The 25657-nt window shown below is 42.8% G+C and carries 21 protein-coding genes and 3 pseudogenes; 16 read left to right on the forward strand and 8 right to left on the reverse strand.

All coding sequences use genetic code 11. The features are described from left to right. Positions 1-23: 23 nt before the first annotated feature. A complete protein-coding gene (locus M44_RS17540; RefSeq protein WP_029326960.1) occupies positions 24-821 on the reverse strand; it encodes an RsfA family transcriptional regulator in 798 nt (265 codons plus the stop codon). Positions 822-1048: 227 nt separating this feature from the next. Between M44_RS17540 and M44_RS17545 the strand changes: the two genes are divergently transcribed. From M44_RS17545 to M44_RS17565, 4 genes are all read left to right on the forward strand, one after another. After that, the gene (locus M44_RS17545; protein ID WP_010175699.1) at positions 1049-1270 is read left to right on the forward strand and encodes a YuzB family protein; all 222 of its coding nucleotides are present in this window, start codon (positions 1049-1051) and stop codon (positions 1268-1270) included. Positions 1271-1567: 297 nt separating this feature from the next. After that, the gene (locus M44_RS17550; protein ID WP_010175701.1) at positions 1568-2866 is read left to right on the forward strand and encodes an HD domain-containing protein; all 1299 of its coding nucleotides are present in this window, start codon (positions 1568-1570) and stop codon (positions 2864-2866) included. 18 nt (positions 2867-2884) lie between these two features. After that, on the forward strand, positions 2885-3391 hold the full coding sequence (locus tag M44_RS17555; protein ID WP_010175703.1) for a YwgA family protein: 507 nt from the start codon (positions 2885-2887) through the stop codon (positions 3389-3391). Positions 3392-3488: 97 nt separating this feature from the next. After that, positions 3489-3884 carry a DUF1761 domain-containing protein gene (locus M44_RS17565; RefSeq protein ID WP_010175707.1) on the forward strand — a complete coding sequence of 132 codons (396 nt, stop codon included), beginning with the start codon at positions 3489-3491 and terminating at the stop codon, positions 3882-3884. Positions 3885-3928: 44 nt separating this feature from the next. Here the strand turns inward: M44_RS17565 and M44_RS17570 are convergent, their stop codons facing one another. Continuing rightward, on the reverse strand, positions 3929-4117 hold the full coding sequence (locus M44_RS17570; protein ID WP_010175709.1) for a 2-hydroxymuconate tautomerase: 189 nt from the start codon (positions 4115-4117) through the stop codon (positions 3929-3931). A gap of 81 nt (positions 4118-4198) precedes the next feature. On the opposite strand from M44_RS17570, the gene M44_RS17575 reads away from it, so the two are divergent. Both M44_RS17575 and M44_RS17580 read left to right on the forward strand, forming a co-directional pair. After that, on the forward strand, positions 4199-4900 hold the full coding sequence (locus M44_RS17575; protein ID WP_050771012.1) for a site-2 protease family protein: 702 nt from the start codon (positions 4199-4201) through the stop codon (positions 4898-4900). A gap of 18 nt (positions 4901-4918) precedes the next feature. Next, complete coding sequence (locus tag M44_RS17580) at positions 4919-5428, forward strand: YwhD family protein (RefSeq protein ID WP_010175713.1); 510 nt, start codon at positions 4919-4921, stop codon at positions 5426-5428. A 270-nt stretch (positions 5429-5698) separates the two neighbouring features. On the opposite strand, the pseudogene M44_RS30115 reads toward M44_RS17580, so the two are convergent. Beyond that, a pseudogene (locus tag M44_RS30115) lies at positions 5699-7802 on the reverse strand (transglycosylase domain-containing protein). Positions 7803-8076: 274 nt separating this feature from the next. Between M44_RS30115 and speE the strand changes: the two are divergent. The 5 genes and pseudogenes from speE to M44_RS24070 all read left to right on the forward strand — a co-directional run bounded on the left by speE (position 8077) and on the right by M44_RS24070 (position 12446). Further along, complete coding sequence (gene speE / locus M44_RS17590) at positions 8077-8907, forward strand: spermidine synthase (RefSeq protein ID WP_010175717.1); 831 nt, start codon at positions 8077-8079, stop codon at positions 8905-8907. Between the two features lie 102 nt (positions 8908-9009). Continuing rightward, positions 9010-9791, forward strand: a pseudogene (gene speB, locus M44_RS24060) (agmatinase). A gap of 271 nt (positions 9792-10062) precedes the next feature. Then, a complete protein-coding gene (locus tag M44_RS17600) occupies positions 10063-10497 on the forward strand; it encodes a YwiB family protein (protein WP_010175723.1) in 435 nt (144 codons plus the stop codon). Then, positions 10494-12166: pseudogene (gene argS, locus M44_RS24065) on the forward strand (arginine--tRNA ligase). Before M44_RS17600 ends, argS begins: the two are co-directional and overlap by 4 nt. A 109-nt stretch (positions 12167-12275) precedes the next feature. Continuing rightward, positions 12276-12446 (forward strand): XapX domain-containing protein, encoded by a 171-nt coding sequence (locus M44_RS24070; protein WP_040365511.1) that lies wholly within the window; start codon positions 12276-12278, stop codon positions 12444-12446. A gap of 312 nt (positions 12447-12758) precedes the next feature. Here M44_RS24070 and M44_RS17615 read toward each other — a convergent pair whose 3' ends face one another. The 3 genes from M44_RS17615 to cls form a co-directional block, all read right to left on the reverse strand. Continuing rightward, positions 12759-13787: an SDR family oxidoreductase gene (locus M44_RS17615; protein ID WP_010175728.1), complete on the reverse strand. Its 1029-nt coding sequence runs from the start codon at positions 13785-13787 to the stop codon at positions 12759-12761. Between the two features lie 75 nt (positions 13788-13862). Further along, positions 13863-14825: a UV DNA damage repair endonuclease UvsE gene (gene uvsE / locus M44_RS27180; protein ID WP_010175730.1), complete on the reverse strand. Its 963-nt coding sequence runs from the start codon at positions 14823-14825 to the stop codon at positions 13863-13865. Positions 14826-14843: 18 nt separating this feature from the next. Then, positions 14844-16037, reverse strand: coding sequence for a cardiolipin synthase (cls, locus tag M44_RS27185; RefSeq protein ID WP_010175732.1), 1194 nt, complete (start codon positions 16035-16037; stop codon positions 14844-14846). A 227-nt stretch (positions 16038-16264) separates the two neighbouring features. On the opposite strand from cls, the gene M44_RS17630 reads away from it, so the two are divergent. Next, complete coding sequence (locus tag M44_RS17630; protein WP_010175733.1) at positions 16265-18385, forward strand: 4Fe-4S dicluster domain-containing protein; 2121 nt, start codon at positions 16265-16267, stop codon at positions 18383-18385. An 804-nt stretch (positions 18386-19189) separates the two neighbouring features. Here the strand turns inward: M44_RS17630 and M44_RS17640 are convergent. Together M44_RS17640 and M44_RS17645 are read right to left on the reverse strand one after the other, a co-directional pair. Continuing rightward, positions 19190-19807, reverse strand: coding sequence for a DUF2812 domain-containing protein (locus tag M44_RS17640; RefSeq protein ID WP_237705328.1), 618 nt, complete (start codon positions 19805-19807; stop codon positions 19190-19192). An 8-nt stretch (positions 19808-19815) separates the two neighbouring features. Beyond that, the gene (locus M44_RS17645) at positions 19816-20130 is read right to left on the reverse strand and encodes a PadR family transcriptional regulator (protein WP_010175552.1); all 315 of its coding nucleotides are present in this window, start codon (positions 20128-20130) and stop codon (positions 19816-19818) included. A 294-nt stretch (positions 20131-20424) separates the two neighbouring features. Between M44_RS17645 and M44_RS17650 the strand changes: the two genes are divergently transcribed. Genes M44_RS17650 through M44_RS17665 form a run of 4 tightly spaced genes read left to right on the forward strand, consistent with a single transcriptional unit; the run spans position 20425 to position 24802 of the window. After that, positions 20425-21612, forward strand: a complete 1188-nt coding sequence (locus M44_RS17650; protein WP_010175736.1) for an acetyl-CoA C-acetyltransferase — start codon at positions 20425-20427, stop codon at positions 21610-21612. Between the two features lie 24 nt (positions 21613-21636). Further along, complete coding sequence (locus tag M44_RS17655) at positions 21637-22488, forward strand: 3-hydroxybutyryl-CoA dehydrogenase (RefSeq protein WP_010175737.1); 852 nt, start codon at positions 21637-21639, stop codon at positions 22486-22488. Positions 22489-22501: 13 nt separating this feature from the next. Continuing rightward, the gene (locus M44_RS17660; protein WP_010175557.1) at positions 22502-23638 is read left to right on the forward strand and encodes an acyl-CoA dehydrogenase; all 1137 of its coding nucleotides are present in this window, start codon (positions 22502-22504) and stop codon (positions 23636-23638) included. Positions 23639-23659: 21 nt separating this feature from the next. Further along, positions 23660-24802 (forward strand): acyl-CoA dehydrogenase, encoded by a 1143-nt coding sequence (locus M44_RS17665; RefSeq protein WP_010175558.1) that lies wholly within the window; start codon positions 23660-23662, stop codon positions 24800-24802. Positions 24803-25657 lie beyond the last annotated feature (855 nt).

The raw sequence follows: 25657 nt of genomic DNA on the forward strand, positions 1-25657 counted from the left end.
ATTCTCTTTTTACGTTCATTCTATTATTCAGCCATCTTCTCAAGATTTCCGTTACGGTCCATCTTGAAAGAAGGAGAACTGTTTTCTTCTTCAAATAGTACTAGCTTACGAGCGCGGTTCATGATTTGCATAAGCGTTTCATAATCCTCTTGCATAGTGATAGAATTCTTCTCAAGTTGAGATACTTTCTTTTGAAGCTCTATATTTTCACGACGTAGGTCCGTGATTTCATGCTTTAATCTTTGATTCTCTGATTTTAAGATATCGGTTTGATACGTAGATGATCCCATTTGCTGTAGGTACGCAATCACTTTTTCCAGATTCATATGACTAGGCATAGGTTTTGTCTCCGCTGTAGCCGTAAGAGGGCTCGAATAAGTTGGTTCTACTGTTCTTTCAGGCAGAGGTGAATACGCTCCGACCATCGGTTCAGTCTGTTCTTCTTTTTGCTCGACCATTTCTTTTGGAACAACAGGTGAATCTAGTACATACTCTTCTCCCAATTCAGCTTCCATTGCTTCTAAATCCTCGAATGAAGGTGTAGGAGGTTGATAGAGTAGCTTCTTCTTGCCACCCTGATCTTTTCCTAAAATTCGCTGACGCTGCTTTCGCTGCTTTTTAGCAAGCTGGAGTGCTTTCTCATACTGATGACGAACGACAGCGTTCCATCTAAATCCACAAGCTGCAGAAGTGCGGTTTAGTTTGTCTCCAACTTCTTCAAATGCATTTAATTGAGTGCTTCCTTCTCTCACATGACGTAAAACTGTTTCAGCTAATAGTAAATCATTTTCTTCTGTCCAAGCATCTTGTCTTGTTTTCATACACTCATCTCCCATTCCGTGTTCGACTTCCTCGCTTTTATCATGGGCAAGTTGAAACGGTTTTATACCAAAATGGGAAATATATTTTTCTAATAGTTTTGCTCTACTTGTGTGAGAAATCCACAAGATGGAAGTGGAATAAGCCTTGCATTGAGAAGGGATACACTGTAAAATCTCTTAAGATGCCTAAAAAGGTGAAAATTTCATAGAGAAAGGGTTGTTGTCATATGTCAAACGAATTTCGTGTTTGCGATGACTGTCAAGCCGTCAATATAAAAACGTTAATTCCAAAGTTAAAGCAATTAGACCCAGAGGCACCAGTCGAAGTTGGGTGTCAGTCTTACTGCGGACCTGGCCGGAAAAAGACGTTTGCTTTCGTAAATAACCGTCCAGTAGCGGCATTGACAGAAGACGAATTAATGGAAAAAGTACAAAAGAAAATGAAGTAATAGTAGTAGAATAGACGACATTTTTTTCGAAGATGAATAGCTAGAGGTCTTACGGACTTAAACTATGTATCCAAAAAGGGGAAGCATGGTTTTAAGGGTGTTAGACCTTTTTGTTTTGATTGGTCAATACAGGGAGTAGTAGAAGTTTGTCGAAAAAAATTTCATATCGTCGTTCAACCTTGGAATAATAAGGGTATTACCCTATTAAACGTGCTAATTCGACAAGTTCTTAGGATGTACGAAAGAAAAAAAAGTCGTTATAATAGAAGGAAGATTCGTAGGAAGAGGGGACGCTTGGTGGATTACGCAAACGAAAAACTCCATGAAGAAAAAGTATTTAAAGACCCCGTTCATCGGTATGTACATGTACGAGATCGTGTGATATGGGATTTAATTGGAACAAGAGAGTTTCAAAGATTACGCCGAATTAAGCAACTTGGAACAACCTACCTAACCTTCCACGGGGCGGAGCATAGCCGATTTAACCATTCCCTTGGTGTGTATGAAATCGTTAGAAGAATTGTGGATGACGTGTTTAGTGGACGCCCAGAATGGAAAGAAGGCGAGCGGTTACTTGTCCTTTGTGCGGCACTTCTACATGATTTAGGACATGGACCATTCTCGCATTCTTTTGAGAAGGTATTTGATTTAGACCACGAACAGTTTACGCAACGAATTATTTTAGGAGATACAGAGGTCCACGATGTATTAGTCAAGGTCTCTCCAGATTTTCCGAAGCATGTTGCTGAGGTCATTGCGAAGACGTATAAGGATAAGCAAGTGGTTAGTCTTATTTCGAGCCAAATCGATGCGGACCGTATGGATTACCTACAGCGAGATGCCTATTTTACAGGAGTCAGCTATGGTCACTTTGATATGGAACGAATTCTTCGAGTGATGAGACCGAAAGAAGACCAGGTTGTGATTAAACAAAGTGGTATGCATGCCGTAGAGGACTATATTATGAGTCGTTACCAAATGTATTGGCAAGTGTATTTTCATCCTGTAACACGTAGTGCAGAAGTGATTTTAACGAAAATTCTTCACCGTGCAAAAGCTCTATACAAACAAGAGTATCCGTTCAAACAGGACCCCATTCACTTCTATTCACTTTTTGAGACCAATCTCACCTTAGAAGATTACCTCAAGCTAGACGAATCCGTCATCCTGTATTACTTCCAAATGTGGCAAGATGAAGAGGATCCTATTTTACGAGATTTATCTAAAAGATTCTTGAATCGTCAGCTATTCAAATACGTTGAGTTTGATCCAGCGAAAGAATATAAAAAGCATAGTGAGCTAGAGGCTCTCTTTAAAAAAGCAGGCATCGATCCAGACTATTATTTAGTCGTGGATTCGTCCTCTGACTTACCGTATGACTTCTATAGGCCAGGTGAAGAGGAAGAGCGCCTTCCTATCCATCTTGTGACGCCTTCTGGCGATATCAGAGAGCTCTCACGGGAATCTCATATCGTCAATGGCATTTCTGGTAAAAGGAGAACGGACCACAAGCTGTACTTTCCTGCTGACCTATTAGAGGATGAGCGAACAAAGAAAACGACCAAACGCCAAATAAAAAAACTATTAGACTTATGATATAGGAGATGAAGAAGTGTGTTGAAAGATCATGTGAAGCTAATGAGCGCTTTTGTAGCTTCTGGTGAAATCATTGGCCGTAAAAAGCTTCAAAAAATGATATTCATTGCGAAGAAGTTATCCTTCCCGTTCCAAGAAAAATTTCAATTTCACTTTTACGGACCGTACTCTGAAGAACTAACTCTTCGCGTCGAAGAGTTATGCGATATGGGATTTATCGAAGAAGTATGGGAGAAAAAAGGTGGCTATTATCAATACCGATATACCGTTACGGAAGAGGGGCAAAACTTTTTAAACGTGTATGAAGAAAAGATGCCTACTCTTGATACATGCCTTGTCAATATGAACGAAAAGCCGTCTCGTTTCCTTGAGTTGGTATCTACGGTATTATTTTTCGATGACCTGGACAAGGAAGACGTGATTGAGAAGGTATTCACGTTAAAATCTAAACAGAAATATACATTAGAAGAGATAGAGGAAGCCTATCACTATATTGAAAGCTTGCAGAAGACGATCGCCCAGTGAGGTGGTCGTTTTTTGAGTGTGGGTGTCATAGGTTTGGGGAAAGATAGAAGAGAGAGCAATGAATTCGGTCTTTATAAATTGATGGGAGGAATTCTATATGTTCATTGATTTTCTAGAATTAAACTATTTGGCTATTCTAGCTGGAGCCTTCGCTTATATGATCTTTGGGGCTGTGTACTATTCTCCGCTTCTCTTTGGCGATGTTTGGATGCAGCTTCATCAAAAGCAGGCAAGTGACCCGGTAAAATTTGCGGGATCGGCCATAGTAGCTATCGTCAGCTCGTTCTTTATTGCGATTCTGATTCAATTAACAGGCGCCGCTACATTCTCTGAAGGTATCACAGTAGGTCTTATTATCGGTGTATTCGTGACCGTATCGTATGCGAAGAATATGCTGTTTGGGATGACGTCAAGAAAAGTATTTGGGATTGCGATAGCAGACCATATTATCATCTATAGTATTCTTGGTATATTGCATGCGCTATGGCAATAGAATAGAAAGAAAAAGCAATGGACGACTGTCCATTGCTTTTTTCCTTACTCGCTATCACTTAAACGCTTACCGCCAACAGCATAATGTTGCTTGGACATTTCTTCAATAAAGACAACAATTTTATCCTTCGGAGCCCCAGATGTTTCACTTACGGCCTCGGTTACCTTCTCAACCATTGCTTGTTTTTGTTCTTCTGAGCGACCCTCTAGCATTTTTACTGTTACATAAGGCATTATGCATTCCTCCGTCACGGGTTATTTGATACAATACGTATAACGTTTACTTCTTTTAGAATAGTATGTTCTACAGGATAAATGCAAATAAAAAAGAAGAGAGAGGAGTGTGATCACTTGAGTATTTTTAGTGGCGATTTTTTAGCGAATCTTCCATTTCTCGTGATTGCTCTAGTAATAGGCTTCACGGTTCATGAGTATGCTCATGCCTATGTAGCCTATAAATTTGGAGACTCAACCGCAGCAAAACAAGGAAGACTAACCTTAAATCCAGCATCTCACTTGGATCCAATCGGAACCATTTTAATCTTAATTGCAGGCTTTGGTTGGGCTAGGCCAGTTCCTGTTAACCGTTTTAATTTGAGAAGACCGCGATTACATAGTATTTTAGTATCTGTAGCAGGACCGCTAAGTAACTTTGTTGTCGCATTTATTGCGACGCCGTTTGCGATATTGTTTATGTATTTTCTAGGAGATTCAGCAGTTACAACGTTCTTTGCTCAATTGTTTCAAACCATCGTCTATTTGAATGTATTATTGTTTGTCTTTAACTTAATTCCTCTACCACCACTAGATGGATACAGAATTATTGAAGATCTAGTTTCTCCAGATATACGAGCAAAAATGTCACAATACGAAATTTATGGTCCGATTATTTTTATCGTACTGATCGTAACACCAATTGGCGATTATACAATTTGGCCATTTTTACAAGGTGGAATTAGAACGATTTCTGTAGCATTCTACACATTCTACGACTCGATCTTTTTACTCTTTTTATAAAATAAAGGAGGAACACAAATGGAATCAGAAAAAAAGAAAAAAGTGGGCTTTAATATCATCAAGAACGACCCAACAGACGGCCACGGTGGATACGGGGTCGGTGCTTTAAGCTTGGAAAATATCTCGCCTGTCTTCGTAGACGTTGAAGAAAAGGATGCATTTGTCGACATCGGTGCGATGCATGCTCGCAGCAGCGTAGAAAAAGGAATCAAATTCACAACAAACCGAGAGGATTCAGAAGGTGGGAAACCTTTTTGGCTTGTATGGGTAACCATTGATCGAAAAGAAACAGGACCATACTACGCAGGAGTAACGGCCTGTGAATTAGTCGTCAACCGTGAAAAACGCCGAGGCTATAAGGTATTACCAGACCATGTAAACAAAATGGACAAAAGCCTAAAACGAAAAATAATGGTAGGCGAGATGGATGAAAGCTCCAAAACGGTGCTTAAAGAATTTCTGATCAACCACAATGAAGAATTCTGGAACAATTCCTCTGAAGAACTCAAGCAAAGTCTTTCAGTTTAGGAAAGAAACTGGGAAAACTGTGAATAATTTATGACAGTTTTTTGAAAATTTTCTTCACATATTGCTCTTATGAGCGAATGGGAGTAAACTAAAGTCACATCTCGCACAAGATGGAACTAGGACATGAAAGAACTCGGGCTCTGGACAAGCTCGAGTTTTTTCATGTCTATTTTTAGGTAAGGAACCGTCGATTGAAATTTTTAAACATCAGCGGTCAAAAAACCCTCAAATAAAAAGAGGAAAGGCCCCAAGCCTTCCCGCTCACATGTATTAAAAAATCCAATCCACAACTCGATCAAATAGTGATTTTCCACTATCTGAGCCACTGTCACCGTCGTTCTTTTTACCAGGAAGAAGGTCGCGAATAGATCGATCCTCGCCAATATGGGTTTGGCAAAACTCTGTTGGCTCGGTCCCAGCGACAAAATACATTTCGCGGGTCACAGGACAATCCTTCGTTGCAACCTTTCCTGTGTGTGGATCTACTTCCACTTTGATCACATTTTCAGTAGGGACAAACTCGGCCACTTCTTCATCTTCAAGGGCAGCTTCCATAAACCCAACCCACAGTTCTTTTGCGACAGTATTGTCATAGGCAAGCGTCATTTCAGAATTGTCGTCATAACCAGTCCACACGCCAGATACGAGCTGAGGGGAATACCCAATCATCCATCGGTCCCATAAAGTAGAACCCGTTTTCGCTGCATACGGGCGAGTAACCGAATCTAAAACGCTCGATCCAGTTACAGACGAATGATCGTTTAAAGCAGGATCAAATGTCCCAGTGAGCATATCGGTCATTACAAAGGCTTGGTCAGGATCTAATACCTGAACCCCTTCATTTTCATATTCATAGAGAATAGTCCCATTTGGGTCTTCAATCTTGGTGATAAATACTGGTGCAATGTCACGACCTCCGTTAGCAAACATGCTATAAGCTTTCACCATGTCGATCACTCGAACTTCACTTGTACCAAGAGGTGCTGAAGGCTCCGAGCCAATAGGTGTGGAAAGACCGAACTGCTTTCCCGCATCTATTAACGCATCAAAGCCTAAGAAAAAGTGTGTTTTGACTGCAAATACGTTATCCGATATGCCTATCGCTTGAGCTAGTGTAATTTCATCATTGCTGTACCGATTGTTGAAATTATGCGGAGCGTACACATCCTCTCCGTCATTATACCGGAAGCTTGTGAGCTCACTTTTCATCGTGGTCGCAGGATCAAATCCTGACTCTAACGCAGCATAATACAATAACGGCTTAATCGTCGAACCAGGCTGTCGTATCGCTTGTGTAGCACGGTTAAAAGGACTTTTCACATAGTCGGTTCCTCCCACCATCGCGGTCACATATCCCGTTTCTGGATCCATTGAAGTAAGTGCAACCTGAAGCTTAGACCCTTCATTGACAATCAATTCTTTTACTAATCTCTCAGCGGCTTCCTGATGCTTCACATTGAGCGTCGTGTGAATACGCAAGCCACCAAGTTCAATTTGGCGGTCTGTCATGCCTAACTGATTTTGTAAAATATAGTGCACTCGGTCTTGGAAATAAGGAGCCGTTTGCGTCACTTCTAGGTTATGTTTCCAATAATTACAGGCTTCTCCGCTAGTGCTGTGCTTTTCTGAGACTCTGTGATCTTTCCGTCTTCTATCATTTCATCTAATACAACGGTTTGCCGAGTTGTGGATTTCTCTAAATCTGCGACAGGGGAGTAGGAGCTAGGCGCTTTTGGAATTCCTGCTAAAATTGTCGCTTCCCCTAACGTCAACTCACTCGCCGATTTGCCAAAATAATACTGACTGGCGGCTTCCACTCCGTAAGCTCCGTGACCATAATAGATGGTATTTAAGTAACCTTCTAAAATATCATTTTACTATAAAATAGCTCAAGCCTTATGCTATACATGGCTTCAGATAATTTTCTCGACCACGTTTTATCATGGGTTAAATACAAATTACGAGCATACTGCTGTGTAATGGTACTGGCTCCTTGAACTTTAGACATCGCTTTAATGTCCGCAACAGCTGCCCCGGCAATCCGCTTTAAATCAAAGCCAAGATGGTCGTAGAACTTTTTGTCTTCTACTGATATGGTCGCATCGATTAAAGCGGGTGATATGTCCTCAAGGTTGACCCAATAGCGTTTTTCCCCATTATGCGTTTCTCCGAATATCTTCCCATCAGAGGAATAGTAGAGATTGGACTGGGGAACAGCTAGAGTAGGAGCCCCTTGGATTTTCGCATACGTCAAAATGCCAAGCACGGTAATAGAGAGAAGCAACCCCACTATAATTGAAAGAATCACAAGTGCTCGCAGCCATTTCAGCGTTTTAGAAAAATTCATTCCCTTAAAATTCGGCATAATCTCCATTCTCTCACCCCTTTTTTCACAAAAATCTATCATACTATTATAGCCTCTAGTATGGGGGCCAAATCTATATTTTATACAAGAACTGAAAAATAGTAGAAAATTTTTCTTGATATTTCCCGTCATTCGACTATACTTTTCTCATGTTTGTATTTACAGTGTTAGGGAAAGCTACAAACGATGCAATCATTTGACGGCTCCTCTTTCAACTGATACGTTCAATTACGAAAGACTTCTTTCGTTCCAATACATTTAAACGTGGAAAGGATTGATTTTAGTGGGTGGATTCTGGTTTACAGAAAAGCAAACAGAGAACTTTGGGATTACGATGAAAATTAATCGTACATTACATACGGAGACAACAGAGTTTCAACATTTAGAAATGGCTGAAACAGCAGAGTGGGGCAACATGCTATTCCTTGATGGAATGGTCATGACAAGCCAAAGAGATGAGTGGGTCTATCACGAAATGGTCGCACACGTTCCATTATTTACGCACCCTAACCCTGAGAAGGTATTAGTCGTAGGTGGAGGAGACGGCGGTGTAATCCGTGAAGTGTTAAAACACCCAAGCGTGAAGAAAGCCGTGTTAGTTGAAATTGACGGAAAAGTTATTGAGTACTCTAAAAAGTACCTTCCTGAGATTGCGGGAGAGCTTGAAAATGAGCGTGTAGAAGTGATTGTCGGCGATGGCTTCATGCACATCGCTGAATCACAAAACGAATACGATGTAATCATGGTAGATTCTACTGAGCCAGTTGGACCAGCTGTGAACCTATTCACGAAAGGCTTCTATGCAGGGATTTCTAAAGCACTAAAGGAAGATGGAATCTTTGTTGCGCAAACGGACAACCCTTGGTTTAAAGCAGATTTAATCCAACAAGTACAGCGTGATGTAAAAGAAATTTTCCCAATTACAACGTTATATATTGCCAACATCCCTACGTACCCATCTGGTATGTGGACCTTCACAATGGGTTCAAAAAAGCACAATCCACTTGAAGTAGCGGAAGATCGCTTCCATGAAATCGATACAAAGTACTACACAAAAGAGCTTCACAACGCAGCATTCGTTCTGCCGAAGTTCGTTAAAGACTTAACAGAATAAGGAGGCACCACTATGCGCTTTGATGAAGCTTATTCAGGGAATGTATTTATTAAAAGTCATCCTTCGTACGAGGAGAGTTCGGTCGTTCTATATGGTATGCCAATGGACTGGACGGTAAGCTACCGACCAGGTTCTCGCTTTGGCCCAACTCGTATTCGTGAAGTATCGATCGGTCTTGAAGAATACAGCGCGTATTTAGACCGTGAGCTAGAAGAAGTCAAATACTTTGACGCAGGTGATATTCCTTTACCATTCGGAAACGCAGGGCGAAGCTTAGAGATGATTGAAGACTATATTGATGGTCTTTTAGCAGACGGAAAAACGCCACTTGGTATGGGCGGAGAGCATTTAGTTTCGTGGCCAGTGATGAAAGCCATGGCGAAGAAATACCCTGACCTTGCGATTATTCATTTCGATGCTCACACAGACCTACGTGAAGAGTATGAAGGAGAGCCACTTTCTCACTCTACACCTATTCGTAAAATTGCGGAGCATATTGGTCCTAAAAATGTGTACTCCTTTGGAATCCGTTCTGGTATGAAGGAAGAGTTCCAATGGGCAAAAAGAAAAATGGCATGCACATCTCAAAGTTTGAGGTACATGAACCACTGAAGAAAATCCTTCCACAGCTAGCTGGACGTCCAGTATACGTTACGATTGATATTGACGTCCTAGACCCAGCTCATGCACCAGGAACAGGAACGGTGGACGCAGGTGGAATAACATCTCGTGAACTACTAGCATCCATCCATGAAATCGCTCGCTCAGAAGTGAAAGTAGTTGGAGCAGATTTAGTTGAAGTGGCACCAATTTATGATAACTCCGAGCAAACAGCCAATACAGCAAGTAAACTCATCCGCGAAATGATTCTTGGTTGGATGTAAGATAAAGGGACAGCACCTATGTTCAGTAGGTGCTGTTTTTTCATGAGGAACGATAAAAATTCTTCTTAGCAAAAGCACCTAGGTACTATAGGACAAAGGCAGATTTAGAAGGATGAAAAATACTTCGAGTAGCTGGTCTTGTATGACTGCACGGAAGAAAGTGCTCTCATGATTGTTCTTTTAAAACTCCCTTCATCCGTTGCATTTTCCCTTCATTATTCTTATACTTAATTAGTTATAAGGAACTTTTAATTAAAGGAAGTGTCGGAGCGTGGCGACTACAGAAATCACGGTGCGTGTGGATCTATCCACGACGATCACTCAAGGCGAGGAAAACGAAACGATTTCATTTACAACATTTGGTCGATACTATGAGAAGGCAGGAAGCGCATATCTCCGGTATGACGAGGTGTTAGAAGAAGGAACAGTAAAGACCACCGTTAAATTATCGAACGAGCAGGGACTCATCCTGCGCGGGGGAGCGGTGAAAATGAGACTAGCGTTTAACCGAGAAGATCGGATGAACGGGTCCTATGAAAGTCCCCACGGTACGTTTATACTTCAAACCCATACAAAAGAACTTTCCCATACAGAAACAACTGAAGGAGAAGGCACCCTACGAATTCGCTATGAACTTCGTATGCAAGGGAGCTCTGTCGGTGATTATGATATGAAGATTACATACAAGGAGGAGCTGAACCAATGAATATAGTGGATCAGGTACAAAGTAAGCTAAAAGAAGAAATTAAACAAGCCGTTATCAAGGCAGGACTTGCGACAGAGGAGCAAATTCCAGACGTTATTTTAGAAACACCAAAGGAAAAAGCTCATGGAGATTACTCTACAAACATGGCGATGCAGCTAGCGCGCGTTGCAAAAAAAGCACCTCGTATGATTGCAGAGGAATTAACAGCCAACTTCGACCGCACGAAAGCTTCGATTGAGAAAATCGAAATCGCTGGTCCTGGTTTTATTAACTTTTATATGGACAACAGCTACCTAACAGATTTAATTCCAGTGGTGCTTAAAGCAGGCGAAGCTTACGGAGAGTCAGATGCTGGTGAAGGGCAAAAGATTAATGTCGAGTTCGTATCAGCAAACCCAACAGGAGATCTTCACCTAGGGCATGCGCGCGGGGCTGCAGTGGGTGATTCACTATGTAACATTTTGGACAAAGCAGGTTTTGCTGTTACACGCGAGTACTATATTAACGATGCAGGGAACCAAATCCACAATCTAGCAATGAGTGTAGAAGCTCGTTACTTCCAAGCTCTTGGACAGGAAAAGCCAATGCCAGAAGACGGCTACCACGGGGCAGATATTATCGGAATTGCAAAGCAGCTTGTAGACGAGTTTGGGGACAAATACGTGGAAGTTGATGAGAAAGAGCGCTACGACTTCTTCCGTTCATACGGGTTAAAATATGAGCTTGAAAAACTAAAAGAAGGACCTTGAAATGTTCCGTGTCCCATTTAACGTGTGGTACTCGGAAACTTCTCTCTATGAAAATGGAAAAATTGATGAGGCTCTTGATGTATTAAAAGAGAACGGACATGTATATGAGGAAGAGGGAGCAACTTGGTTCCGCTCCACAACATTTGGTGACGACAAGGACCGTGTATTAATCAAAAATGATGGCTCTTACACTTATTTGACACCAGATATTTCGTACCACGAGGATAAACTAAAACGCGGACATGATATTTTAATCAACATTTGGGGAGCAGACCATCACGGATATATTCCTAGAATGAGAGCAGCCATTGAAGCACTTGGATATTCTCCTGAAACTTTGGAAGTAGAAATTATTCAAATGGTTCAGCTCTATAAAAACGGTAGAAAAAATGAAGATGAGTAAGCGTACCGGTAAAGCCGTTACGATGCGTGATCTCGTAGACGAAGTAGGACTTGACGCAACTCGCTATTTCTTTGCAATGCGTTCAGCCGACTCACATATGGACTTCGACCTAGACTTAGCGGTTTCTCAGTCCAATGAAAACCCTGTCTATTACGCCCAATACGCACACGCTCGCATTTGCTCCATTCTACGTCAAGCAGATGAGCAAGGAGTAACATTTAACGAAAGTGCCAACATTTCACTCATTAAGGAAGAGAAAGAAATCGACCTTCTGAAAAAAGTAGGAGAATTCACAGGAGTGGTAGCTGATTCTGCTAAGAAACGTTCCCCACACCGTGTGGTGACGTACATCAACGAGTTAGCATCTGCTTTCCACAGCTTCTATAATGCTGCGAAAGTGCTAGACGATTCGAACCGTGAGCTTTCAGAAGCTCGTCTCCTACTCGTTCGCTCTGTACAGATCACCCTACAAAATGCATTGAAATTAATTGGAGTATCTTCTCCAGAGAAAATGTAATAGTTGAAAGCGCCGATTTCCACTAGGAAACCGGCGCTTATTTATATTTCTTCATTAAATGGGAACACTATCTTCAACAAGCAATGAAGGGGGCCAGTTTTTCATGGGCATAAAAGATGTACTACTATCACTCATCACAGGAATGATCGTTGGATTTCTCTTTGCCGTGTTCAGACTACCAATACCTGCTCCTCCCGCATTCGCAGGAATCATGGGGATTGTGGGGATTTACTTGGGATTTAAATTGTTTGAGTACGTACAACCAATTATTTTTAAGTGAATGATAGAGGAGTGTAACCAAACGGGAATCCTTCTTTTTAGTTTTTGAGCTCTCTTTCAAAGGGCAAGCGATCTAAATGGAATTTTTCTTGGAGTCAAGGGCCCAAGAGGAGTTGGCAAAATGAATCAAAGCACTACTTTAAGTTATTCGAGCACTTCGCCCAAGAATTCGAGCACTCCGCAGCACAAACCGAGCACATCTCCTACGCATTCGACTACTCCACTCCACACGCCCACTTCATCACCTGATCTAAAAAAAGTAATCTAAAACTAAGCCCCCTACTCCAATAGAGTGGGGGGCAGCTTCATTTCCTTATTTGACTAATCCGTCCTCTTCCATCTGATCCACCTGATCGACAAACGTTGCTTCAATTGCCCGGTACGTCATGCCAAGCTCCTGTTTACTCTTCGTTGTATCAAAAGCAATACGATATCCTGCATTTTCTTTGACATACTTACGAGTCAAGCCAACGCTTGGCGCAATAAGCCAGATTAAAGCCTTTGGAACCTCTCGCTTAGGAAGCGGATACTTACCAGGGAAGTTCTTTTCAATGATCTTAGCAATTTCAAGGAAGGTCACTTCACCACTTGAGACAATATAGCGCCCATGTGCCTCAGGCTTGAACGCTGCAAGGATATGAGCTTTGGCTACATCCCGCACATCTACAATACCAGAATAGAGCTTTGGTACGCCTGTTTTAAAACCACCTGTTAAAAATTGCTGAATAGTAGAAATACTCGTAGAGTCACTGCGACCAGATAGAGTAGGTCCCATGATGAAGCTCGGGTTAATCGTGACCAAATCATATTGATTTTGACTCTTCACCATTTTCCAGGCCTCTTGCTCAGCAAGTGTTTTGGAGTATGGATAAGGTTGGTGGTCACTTGTGCTCGTTGTATTCCAATCATTCTCCGTGAATGCCTCACGCCCTGCCATTTCTTTGTTATCTCCCATAATGGCAACAATGCTGCTCGTTAAGACCACGCGTTTAACAGTGGGGGCTTTTTCAACTGAAGTCAGCACATTTTTAGTTCCTTGTTTTGCAGGTTGTATTAAATCTTTTTCGGGATTATCTGAACTGATGAGGAAAGGAGAAGCTGTATGAATAACGACCTCCGCTCCTTGGACGGCCTCATCAAAGCTTCCTTCTTGTAAAAGGTCCGCTTCAAAAACGGAAAGAGATCCTTTATATTCTTTTTCAAACTCAACTAAGTATTGATATTTTTCTACTTTATCTTTGTTTCGGACAGTAATACGTACATCGTGTCCTTCTTTTAAAAGGTCACGAACAATCCAAGAGGCAAGATAGCCTGTTCCACCTGTTACGGTAACGGTTGACATTGTCATCCCTACTTTCTTTTTTATTCATCGTACCACAGCTGACGTTATTTTTCTTTTGTTTAAGCTTTTGAACATTCACTTCCACTCGATTTCTGCACCATCTATTCGTTTCACGCCTCGAATTCCAGCCACATCTTCCACTAATTGGAGCATAGCAAAGTCTTTCTCCTTTGCCTCGATCATAAAGTCCACATCCTGTTGAACCTTCTTTAGCTCTTTCAATAAAGGAAGGATAAAGTCGAGGTCGACGTAATCGGCGTGTGCTCGAATATTTCCTTCTTCCTTATTCTTAGGTGAAGAAATATGAATTTTTGGGGGAAGGTCACGGTGCTTCCACGTCTCAAAAATACGAGGTAAAAACGATTCAACAGGTGCTTCCGTTGGATTCGCGATGTGATGGTGAATATCTAACACCATCGGAATGCTCTCCTTCTCACACACTTCTAGAGTTTCTTCTACGGTATACGTTTTATCATCGTTTTCAAGGGTCATGATTTCTTTAATTGGGAAAGGGAGACCTTTTAAATTTTCGTGAAAACGACCTATAGCTGCCTCTCGGTCACCATAGGTTCCCCCGATATGAATATTGATGACTCCTTGATCAACGATTCTCATCGCTTCAAGCATTTTATAATGATAGTCCATATCTTTGATCGCATTGGCGGTTACTTCTTCTCTTGGACTTGTAAATAACGTGAATTGATTAGGGTGAAAACTTGCACGAATGCGTAATTCTTTTACGAGGCGCCCTAATTCCTCCCACTCCTGTTTAAAAGGAGTGACAAAATCCCACATAACATCGGGATGGGTAGCGAGGGGGACGAGAGAGCTCGACATTCTATACACATGTGCATCATGAGCGCCTAAATAATAGAGAATTCGCTTCGTGTTTCGTAAATTTTTTGCGGTCACTTCAAGGAGCTTTTCCGTTCCTTTTTCTTGTCCTAGTTCAGTAAATCGTTTGTACGTCACGGTCTGAGCTGGGCTTGCATCCCAAAGAGCATTCGCGTTCGACACAAACCCAAAGCGAATTCGCATCAGAACCACCTCCTGTTGTTAAAGAAAATACTTTACAAGACGAGCGATCATTTCTTTTACTCGGTCGAGGAACGACAGAGAATTCAGTTCATCTAACGTTAGTCTCGTACTACTAGACATATCCTGTTCAATTACAGATTGAACCTCGTTAATGAACGTTTTATCATAAATCAGCGTGTTTAACTCGAAATTCAAGAAAAAGCTTCGATAATCGAAATTAGCTGTCCCAACATCGCAAAGTTCATCATCTAAAATAAACACTTTCCCGTGAAAAAATCCTTTGTTGAACTGATAGACCTCAGCTCCTAGCGGCAATAGCTTTCGAAAATGAGGATACGCAGCCTCTTTCACTAGCATATGATCTTTCATTTCAGGAACAAGAATTTGAACACGTACCCCTCTTTTTAAGGCATGCACTAAGGCCGTTTCAATCTCTTCTGTTGGAATAAAATAAGGCGTACATATGACAATGGAACGGTATGCGCGCTGAATAAAGGATAGAAAGAGCTGATCTAATCCATTCCCATCAGAAGGATAATATTGTAGTACGTGTCTGCCTTCTTTTAACGGAGGATAGTATGTTTCGTTCTCTACCAAATTGTCTACAGTCGCTCGTTTCCAATCAAGCAGGAACTCTCTTTGTAGATCCTTCACTCCTTCTCCCTGAACCTTTAGTTGATAATCACGCCAAGGATTCAATCTGCAATCCTGATTTACATATTGCTTTCCAATGTTATACCCTCCAATGTAGCCAGTTGTTCCGTCCATTACCATAATTTTTCTGTGATTGCGCTGCTGGGAAGTGTAAAAGAAAAAGGGAAAATGAGGGAGTTGTGAGATGGCAACGTAAACCCCGTGCTCTCGCAAGTGACGTACATGTTTCTTCTTCATCTTTAAGCTACCAAATCGATCAAATAATAATCTGACTTCTAATCCTTCTTTTGCTTTCTCGATTAACCTTTCCATAAACTCCTGACCGAATTCATCGGGTTCAAACGTATAGCTAAGTATGTGAATGCTTGAGGTAGCCTGTTTCATTTCATCAAAAACATCATCATAAAGCTCTGGGCCATTTGCAATAAACTGCAAATCAGAAGCTCTCTTCGGATAATCTCGGTGAGTGGTATGACGCTTATGAAAGGCTCGCCCGCTTATAAAATCTAAACGAATCCAAGTAAAAAATAGAACGAACAATAATAAGATCCACAGCATAAAGGACTCCTTTCTTTCACCTCGAGTAAATATAGTGTGCCCAAAATAGGCATTATTCAATTTCCCTAATCTCTCTAAATCAAACAATATGTAGGAAATCGGATAAACATATTGACTGAATGCTCATTCATTATATAATGGAGGTAGAAACATTCTGAATATTGTAAGTTTTGCTATACGCAAAGGGGGAAAAAGCATGACAACTTTGAGGGGAGTGTACGGTTAACATGGCAAACATTTTATTGATTAGTAACTGGATTTTATTTCTACTTGTAACCGCTTACGCATTCAGTCTTTTTGTATATGTAGTGCGTACAAGAATGGAATATATCAAGCTTGGAAAAAAACCAGAGTTTGATAACAATGTAAAAGAACGTATGAATAAAATTTGGGTGAACGTATTTGGCCAAAAGAAACTTTTAAAGGATAAGAAGAGTGGTATTATCCACGTTATGTTCTTCTATGGCTTTATATTGGTTCAATTTGGGGCCATTGATTTCATTTGGAAGGGACTAGCACCTGGTTCACATCTTCCATTAGGGCCACTGTATCCTGCGTTTACCTTTTTCCAAGAGATTGTCACTCTGATTATTCTAATCGCAGTAGTGTGGGCATTTTATCGCCGTTATGTGGAAAAGCTTGTTCGCTTGAAAAGGGGATTTAAGAGTGGACTTGTTCTGATCTTTATCGGAGGCTTAATGTTATCCGTACTAGTAGGGAACGGCATGGGGTTAATCTGGCATGGTGAAGAGCTGGCGTGGACAGAGCCTATTGCATCCGGAATCGCAGCTGCATTTGGTTGGGTAGGAGAAACAGCAAGTATTGTAGTGTTCTATATCTCCTGGTGGATTCACCTCTTATTCTTACTGGCATTCTTAGTGTATGTACCACAATCTAAGCACGCTCACTTAATTGCAGGACCAGTGAACGTATATTTCAATCGAATAGACAATCCTGGTAAATTAAAATCAATCGACTTTGAAGACGAGTCACAAGAATCCTTTGGAGTCGGCAAGATAACAGATTTTGATCAACTTCAAATGATCGACTTCTACGCATGCGTGGAGTGTGGTCGGTGTACAAATATGTGCCCAGCAACGGGTACAGGTAAAATGCTATCACCTATGGATTTAATCACAAAACTTCGCGATCACCTAACCATGCACGGTGCTGCGGTTACATCTAAGCAGCCATGGGTTCCAACGTTTGCCTTCTCAGGAACAAAGGGGAACCAAATTGCTCTAGCATCTGCAGGGGCAGGAGCGAACGAAGCAGCAGCTGCTATTGAATACGCACCAAGCCTAATCGGTGACGTGATCACAGAAGAAGAAATCTGGGCATGTACAACTTGCCGTAACTGTGAGGACCAGTGTCCTGTTATGAACGAGCACGTAGACAAAATTATCGACCTACGTCGTTACTTAGTTTTAACAGAAGGTAAAATGGATGCAGATGCACAGCGCGCAATGCAAAACATCGAGCGTCAAGGAAACCCTTGGGGTCTAAACCGTAAAGAAAAAGAAGCGTGGAGAGATCTCAGAGACGATGTTCATATCCCTACTGTGAAAGAAATGAAAAAAGCAGGCGAGGAATTTGATTACTTATTCTGGGTAGGCTCAATGGGCTCTTTCGATAACCGGAGCCAAAAAATCGCCTTATCCTTCGCTAAACTTCTTAACGAAGCGGGCGTGAAGTTTGCCATCTTAGGAAACAAAGAAAAGAACTCAGGAGACACACCTCGTCGTCTCGGAAATGAATTTTTATTCCAAGAGCTTGCGGCCAACAACATTGCTGAATTCGAAAAAAATGAAGTAAAGAAAATCGTCACCATCGATCCACATGCCTACAACATTTTTAAAAATGAATACAGCGACTTTGGCTTTGAAGGAGAAGTGTATCACCATACAGAACTTCTTGCGAAGCTTGTGAAAGAAGGGCGACTGCAGCCTACTCACGAAGTGAATGAAACCATCACCTTCCATGACTCCTGCTACTTAGGACGATATAACGAAGTGTACTCACCGCCTCGAGATATCTTAAATGCTATTAGCGGAGTGAAGTTGGTTGAAATGGAACGTAATCGTGAAAAAGGAATGTGCTGTGGAGCCGGTGGGGGACTAATGTGGATGGAAGAAGACACAGGTCACCGCGTGAACGTAGCACGAACTGAGCAAGCACTGGCTGTTAGCCCAACCGTGATCTCTTCTGGCTGTCCATTCTGCTTAACCATGTTATCTGATGGAACGAAAGCAAAAGAAGTGGAAGAAACGGTGGCTACTTATGATGTAGCAGAACTATTAGAAAAAGCAATATTTGGAGAAGGACCGGCGGAAACGTTAGTGTCATAATCCATTGAGTTATTTTTAATTAAAGGCGCGATCACTATTTAGGTGATCGTGCCTTTTTTTGCTGATTAAATGAATAGCATTTCTGAAAGATAAGCGAGGTGCGCGAGCCTGGCGCGGTGCAGAAAAGAGGAGAAGGAAGAGAGAACAGCCCCGCGCGAGCCGGGCGCGGTGCAGAAAAGAGGAGAAGGAAGGGAGAAGAGCGCCGCGCGAGCCGAGCGCGGTGCAGAAAAGGGGGGGAGGAAGGGAGAACAGCCCCGCGCGAGCCCGGCGCGGTGCAGAAAAGAGGAGAAGGAAGAGAGAACAGCCCCGCGCGAGCCGGGCGCGGTGCAGAAAAGAGGAGAAGGAAGAGAGAACAGCCCCGCGCGAGCCGGGCGCGGTGCAGAAAAGAGGGAGAGGAAGCAAGAAGAGCTCCCGCCTTATGATTAAAACCTAATCCATCATTAAATAAAGGTAAAGAACACACATTTTCCAAGGAGTTAAATATGTTTAGATAGCCAAATAATTAACATTGAGCGACCGTAGCAGTCGAGCCCCTTGCTAAATCCAACGTGGTCAAAACATTTAAAGCCAAATCAATTAAGGGTGTTAAGGCTAAAAAGATTAATCCGAGCGATTTCTTACCCAAAGAATACCGAATATAAAATCCGAGCAAAATGACAATCTAGAAACTAAATTCACAGGTAACAATGAACCAGGCAATCGTATTCAAATAATCACCCATCTTCATAATATTACCATCCATTTAACTGGAAGAGGATTATTTTAGGGAGAGGCTCATCGTAAACATACTAAAAAATTATATTACTACTGATTTACTAATTTTTCATATTTTATATAAGAAATCGTAGCGGACAAGAAAAAGATCACAATGGCAATAGGGAAGAGCAACCAAGCGAAACCTCTGAAAAATGCGTATGGCGTTTCAAATAAAAATGCTCTCCAAAAATCAGCACCCTCCTTCTCCCACAATCCAGGTGTATAATACAATGACTTTGGCTGGAGCATTTCTTGCAGATGAAGGACGTCTGCGCTCATTAACCCAATTAATAAAATAAAATATGTGAATAGTAAACTTGCGGACGTTTGCGCATACCTCTTATAGCGTTCAGCCTTTGAATGAGAGTCGGAGAAAATATCCCCTGTTGCCTCGTTAGAAACACGCTGAAAATATTGGACTCCAGAACGTTTACTCCCTGCTATGTGCTTCCAACCAGAATCTTCAAAAAGGGCTATATAGTCTTCGAAATCTTCTCTATGCTTGAACGTTCGGTAATCGAGTTTCACAGTGGGATCTTTCTCTGTCGTGGCCTTAAAGTGATAGAAGAATGATTTTTGATAGAGTACATTGCCTTCTTTTGCCTTTTCATTCAACCACTCTTCTTCTTTATCTAAATCCATAAAATAACGTAACCGTTGCATCATGATCACTCCTATTGTTTTAATGCGTTCTCTGCCAATAAAACCATGTGTGACATTCTTTGTTGATCTGCTTTTAAAACCTCTAAACCTAAATGGGTAATAACATACACCTTTCTTCTCTTGTCTCCTGATTCAACCGGCTCGATGAACCCTAACTTTACTAAATTCTCAATAGCACCATAAAGCGTGCCAGCTGCCATCCGTACGCTGCCTTCGCTTAACTCTTCTACTTTCTGAAGAATAAGATAGCCATGACTTGGTTCAAGTAGGGACAATAAAACGTAGAACACCGTCTCGGTTAATGGTAAATGCTTAGTTCTTTTCATATTAATCTCCTTTATACAGTTGAACTATATAGTTGAAGTTTATACAGTTCAACTGAGTAAGTCAATCCTAAATTAGAAAAAAGTGTAAAAAGAAAATAGGATTCCACAACGTGTGATCCAAAGAGTGAAATAGTATTATAAAATAATTTCTTAAAATTCTGTAAAAACCCAAGAACTTTCCTTATAATGGAGGTGGGAAGGTTTTTCTTTTTTTATTTGCTACAAAAATGAGCGAGCGTTCAGTCAACGTCATTTTTGAAAGCGTTTACGAACAAAAGAGAGGGGAGAAACAGTATGACAAAAACTGTGATTATTGCGGGGGCAAGAACTCCATTTGGGAAGCTTGGAGGAGCTCTTAGTAGCTTTACTGCATCCGAATTAGGGGGTAAAGCAATTAGCGCAGCACTCGAAAGAGCAGGGGTTGCAAAAGATCAAATTGACGAAGTAATAATGGGGAATGTGTTACAAAGTGGTCAAGGCCAAATACCTTCTCGCCAAGCAGCAAGACATGCAGGTATTCCGTGGGAAGTAAAGACAGAAACCATTAATAAAGTATGTGCTTCGGGCATGCGAAGTATATCTCTAGGAGACCAGATCATTCGTGCTGGAGATGAGAGCATCATTGTAGCCGGTGGAATGGAGAGTATGTCAAATGCTCCGTATGCTATTCCGAAAGCAAGATGGGGTCTAAAGATGGGCGATCATCAAGTAAAGGATTTGATGCTTCACGATGGATTAATGTGTTGCTTTAACGATGTGCACATGGGGACATACGGAAACAGAACAGCAACCAAATTTGAAATCACACGAGAAGAGCAGGATCGCTGGTCCTTCAGAAGCCATGAGCGTGCTGTCATCGCCATGGACAACGGAACATTTGCTGAGGAAATTGTTTCAGTCGAAGTGCCACAGCGAAGAGGCGAGCCGGTGGTCGTGGATCATGATGAAGCTCCTCGAAAAGATACGTCGTATGAAAAGCTATCAGCCCTTCGCCCAGTGTTCGATCACGATGGCACCATTACGGCAGGTAACGCACCTGGAGTGAACGACGGAGCGTGTGCCCTTGTTTTAATGAGTGATGAAAAGGCAGAAGAGTTAGGAAAGACACCGCTTGCGACCATTTTAGCTCATGCAGAGATTGGGGTGCCAGCAGAAGAGTTTCCAGAAACGCCTGGTTTAGTGATCAATAAACTTTTACAAAAAACAGGAAAGTCCTTAGACGACATTGACCTGTTTGAGATAAATGAAGCCTTTGCAGCTGTGGCGTTAACGAGCGGGAGAATTGCAGAGTTGGATCATGACAAAGTGAACGTGAACGGCGGAGCAGTAGCACTTGGTCATCCCATCGGAGCAAGTGGGGCGAGAATTGTCTTAACTCTCGCGCTAGAACTGAAGCGTCGAGGTGGAGGAATAGGAGTGGCAGCGATCTGTAGTGGTACCGGTCAAGGGGATGCCATTATGATTGAGGTTCCAAAAGCGTAAGAGAAAAGCAAAGGGGGAGAAGGTATGGCAATCAAACGTGTAATGGTCATAGGAGCAGGACAAATGGGCTCGGGGATAGCCCAGGTTTGTGCTCGAGGGGGATATGACGTCGTTTTAAACGACGTTAAACAAGAGTTTGCGGAAAAAGGGTTAGCAAGTATTACAAAGAACATAGCGCGCTCAGTGGATAAAGGAAAAATGACAGAGGAGGAGAAAGAAGGGGTTCTCTCCCGTCTCACGTTATCAACAAATCTTGAGGACGCGAAAAACGTAGATATCGTCATTGAAGCAGCTGTAGAAAATATGACGATTAAAAAAGATATATTTTCAAAGCTTGATAGCATTGCGCCAGAGCACACGATTTTAGCGACCAACACCTCTTCACTCCCCATCACGGAGATTGCGGCTGTGACAAAGCGTCCTGAAAAGGTAATTGGGATGCATTTTATGAATCCCGTGCCAGTGATGAAGCTAGTTGAGATTATTCGTGGATTAGCGACGGCAGATGAGGTGTATCAAGCCGTTGAAGATATGAGTAAGTCTCTTTCAAAAGTGCCAGTTGAAGTGAATGACTTCCCTGGGTTCGTGTCAAATCGTGTGCTTATGCCCATGATTAACGAGGCGATTTACACCTTATACGAAGGGGTGGCATCAAAAGAAGCGATTGATGACGTCATGAAGCTTGGGATGAATCATCCGATGGGACCACTTACGCTTGCGGATTTTATTGGACTTGATACATGTCTCTATATTATGGAAACGCTGCATGAGGGCTTTGGTGACGATAAGTACCGCCCATGTCCTCTACTTAGAAAATATGTGAAGGCAGGCTGGTTGGGAAAGAAAACGGGCCGTGGTTTTTACGAATACAGCTAAGGGGGATTAGGGGATGAACTTTTTATTCACTGAAGAGCAAGAAATGGTCCGTAATATGGTGCGAGACTTCGCACGCGAAGAAGTAGCACCGTTTGTAGAAAGGATGGAAGCAGGAGAGTTTCCACGCCTTATTTTATCGAAAATGGCGGAGCTTGGCTTAATGGGAATGACCATTCCAGAAGAATACGGCGGGGCAGGAATGGACTTCACGTCCTATATTATCGCAATTCACGAGCTATCAAAGGTCAGTGCAACCCTTGGTGTCGTCCTATCGGTTCATACATCGGTTGGCACCAACCCGATCCTTTATTTCGGTTCAGAGGAGCAAAAGCAAAAGTACGTGACGAAGCTTGCGAGTGGACAGTACTTAGGGGCGTTCTGTTTAACGGAACCAAGCTCAGGATCTGACGCAGGAAGTCTACGAACTCGTGCCGTGCTAGAAGGAGATCAGTACCGACTGAATGGTAGTAAAATCTTTATCACTAACGGCGGAGAAGCTGATACGTATGTGGTCTTTGCTTCAACGGACCCTGAAAAGGGAACACGCGGCATTTCAGCGTTTATCGTGGAAAAGGATACGCCTGGCCTTGTCATTGGGAAAGACGAAGAAAAAATGGGTCTTCACGGCTCTCGCACCGTTCAATTAACCTTTGAGGATATGTTGGTTCCAGCTTCCAATCTTTTAGGTGCGGAAGGGGAAGGGTTTAAAATAGCGATGGCAAACCTTGATGTAGGACGAATCGGAATCGCTGCCCAAGCTCTAGGGATAGCAGAAGCAGCATTTGATGAGGCGGTTGAGTATGCGAAGGAGCGCGTTCAGTTTGGAAAGCCAATCGCTGCCCAACAAGGCCTAGCCTTCAAGTTAGCCGATATGGGAACTGCTATTGAAGCATCGAAGCTACTAGTCTATCAAGGAGCAAACCTCCGTACAGAAGGGCGCCCATGTGGAAAAGAAGCCTCCATGGCGAAGCTGTTTGCGTCTAAAACAGCCGTTCATGTCACAACAGAAGCCATCCAAGTATTCGGAGGCTATGGCTACACAGAAGACTATCCAGTAGAACGCTACTTCCGCGATGCGAAGGTAACCGAAATCTACGAAGGCACAAGCGAAATTCAACGCGTCGTATTAGGAAAGCATTTATTAAAATAGAGGAAAAAAGAGGGATGGGACATGAATTTCAAATTAAGTGAAGAGCATGAAATGATTCGTAAAATGGTCCGCGATTTTGCGGTCAACGAAGTAGCGCCAACCGCTGCAGAGCGAGATGAAGAAGAACGCTTCGACCGAGACATTTTCGATAAAATGGCAGAGTTAGGCTTAACAGGAATTCCGTGGCCAGAGGAGTACGGTGGAATTGGCAGCGACTACTTAGCCTACTGTATCGCAGTGGAGGAGCTATCACGCGTGTGTGCCTCAACTGGGGTAACGCTATCTGCCCATACGTCACTTGCGGGCTGGCCAGTCTATAAATTTGGTACAGAAGAGCAAAAGCAAAAATACCTTCGTCCAATGGCACAAGGAGAGAAAATCGGTGCTTACGGGTTAACGGAGCCAGGCTCTGGTTCTGATGCAGGGGGAATGCGAACAACGGCTCGCCTCGAGGGAGATCATTATATTTTAAATGGAAGTAAAATCTTTATCACAAACGGTGGCATTGCAGACATCTATGTAGTATTTGCGTTAACAGATTCAGAAAAGAAACAACGTGGTGGCACAACTGCTTTTATCGTAGAGAGCGGATTTGAAGGCTTCTCGGTTGGAAAGAAAGAGAAAAAACTAGGCATTCGTTCCTCTCCAACCACGGAAATTATTTTTGAAGAGTGTAAAGTACCAAAAGAAAATATGCTAGGAAACCTTGGAGAAGGATTCAAAATCGCCATGATGACGCTAGACGGCGGACGAAACGGAATCGCTGCGCAAGCAGTGGGAATCGCCCAAGGTGCACTGGATGAAAGTATTCGCTATGCAAAAGAACGGGAACAATTCGGGAAGCCGATTGCGAGCCAGCAAGGCATTTCGTTTAAAATCGCCGATATGGCAACAAGCATCGAAGCGTCAAGACTATTAACCTATCAAGCAGCTTGGTTAGAATCTGAAGGACTGCCATACGGCAAAGAGTCCGCGATGTCGAAGCTCATGGCAGGAGACACAGCCATGAACGTCACAACGGATGCCGTCCAAATCTTTGGTGGATATGGTTACACAAAAGACTATCCAGTCGAACGCTTTATGCGTGATGCAAAGATTACTCAAATCTACGAAGGAACGCAGGAAATCCAACGTTTAGTTATTTCTAGGATGTTGACGAAGTAAGACTATTTGGTAGGGGTGGATTGGGAGGAAGTTAGGGTAATGGATGGAATGGATGGGGAGTTGGTGAGGGCGTGTTAAATAGCAGCCGCGGAAAAAGAGCGGGTGCACGCAAAAGGCTTAAACCTGCACGCAAGCGGCGGAAATCCGCACGCAAGTGGCAGAAAAGTGCACGCAAAGAGCCCGTAGCCGCACGGAAAAAGAGCAGGTGCACGCAAAAGTCCGAAATCCGCACGCAAGCGGCGGAAAAGTGCACGCAAAAGGGTAAAAAGCGCACGCAAAGAGCTCGTAGCCGCACGGAAAAAGAGCAGGTGCACGCAAAAGTCCGAAATCCGCACGCAAGCGGCGGAAAAGTGCACGCAAAAGGGTAAAAAGCGCACGCAAAGAGCTCGTAGCCGCACGGAAAAAGAGCAGGTGCACGCAAAAGTCCGAAATCCGCACGCAAGCGGGGGAAAAGTGCACGCAACGGGGTGAAAAGCGCACGCAAAGAGCCCGTAGCCGCACGGAAAAGGAGCAGGTGCACGCAAAAGTCCGAAATCCGCACGCAAGTGGCAGAAAAGTGCACGCAACGGGGTAAAAAGCGCACGCAAAGAGCCCGTAGCCGCACGGAAAAAGAGCAGGTGCACGCAAAAGTCCGCAATCCGCACGCAAGTGGCAGAAAAGTGCACGCAACAGGGAGAAAAGCGCACGAAAAAAGCCCACAGCCGCACGGAAAAAGAGCAGACGCACGCAAAAAAAGGACCAACTCACCAAAACCCATGCCACCCCAACCCCCCCAAAAGCGCCAACCCGCCCAAAATCTCATCCATTCCTTTCAACTCCTCGCGCTCTTTATGAACAAAGGGAATAGGGTAAAAA

This window comes from Bacillus coahuilensis m4-4 (assembly GCF_000171615.1).
In the GTDB taxonomy this organism is placed as follows: Bacteria; Bacillota; Bacilli; order Bacillales; family Bacillaceae_K; genus Bacillus_T; species Bacillus_T coahuilensis.

Excerpts from the sequence above, each read along its gene's own strand:
- M44_RS17540 (WP_029326960.1), bottom strand. The coding sequence starts at position 821 with ATGAAAACAAGACAAGATGCTTGGACAGAAGAAAATGATTTACTATTA.
- M44_RS17545 (WP_010175699.1), top strand. The coding sequence starts at position 1,049 with ATGTCAAACGAATTTCGTGTTTGCGATGACTGTCAAGCCGTCAATATA.
- M44_RS17565 (WP_010175707.1), top strand. The coding sequence starts at position 3,489 with ATGTTCATTGATTTTCTAGAATTAAACTATTTGGCTATTCTAGCTGGA.
- M44_RS17570 (WP_010175709.1), bottom strand. The coding sequence starts at position 4,117 with ATGCCTTATGTAACAGTAAAAATGCTAGAGGGTCGCTCAGAAGAACAA.
- M44_RS17575 (WP_050771012.1), top strand. The coding sequence starts at position 4,199 with ATGCAAATAAAAAAGAAGAGAGAGGAGTGTGATCACTTGAGTATTTTT.
- M44_RS17580 (WP_010175713.1), top strand. The coding sequence starts at position 4,919 with ATGGAATCAGAAAAAAAGAAAAAAGTGGGCTTTAATATCATCAAGAAC.
- M44_RS17615 (WP_010175728.1), bottom strand. The coding sequence starts at position 13,787 with ATGTCAACCGTTACCGTAACAGGTGGAACAGGCTATCTTGCCTCTTGG.
- uvsE (WP_010175730.1), bottom strand. The coding sequence starts at position 14,825 with ATGCGAATTCGCTTTGGGTTTGTGTCGAACGCGAATGCTCTTTGGGAT.
- cls (WP_010175732.1), bottom strand. The coding sequence starts at position 16,037 with ATGCTGTGGATCTTATTATTGTTCGTTCTATTTTTTACTTGGATTCGT.
- M44_RS17630 (WP_010175733.1), top strand. The coding sequence starts at position 16,265 with ATGGCAAACATTTTATTGATTAGTAACTGGATTTTATTTCTACTTGTA.
- M44_RS17640 (WP_237705328.1), bottom strand. The coding sequence starts at position 19,807 with ATGATGCAACGGTTACGTTATTTTATGGATTTAGATAAAGAAGAAGAG.
- M44_RS17645 (WP_010175552.1), bottom strand. The coding sequence starts at position 20,130 with ATGAAAAGAACTAAGCATTTACCATTAACCGAGACGGTGTTCTACGTT.
- M44_RS17650 (WP_010175736.1), top strand. The coding sequence starts at position 20,425 with ATGACAAAAACTGTGATTATTGCGGGGGCAAGAACTCCATTTGGGAAG.
- M44_RS17655 (WP_010175737.1), top strand. The coding sequence starts at position 21,637 with ATGGCAATCAAACGTGTAATGGTCATAGGAGCAGGACAAATGGGCTCG.
- M44_RS17660 (WP_010175557.1), top strand. The coding sequence starts at position 22,502 with ATGAACTTTTTATTCACTGAAGAGCAAGAAATGGTCCGTAATATGGTG.
- M44_RS17665 (WP_010175558.1), top strand. The coding sequence starts at position 23,660 with ATGAATTTCAAATTAAGTGAAGAGCATGAAATGATTCGTAAAATGGTC.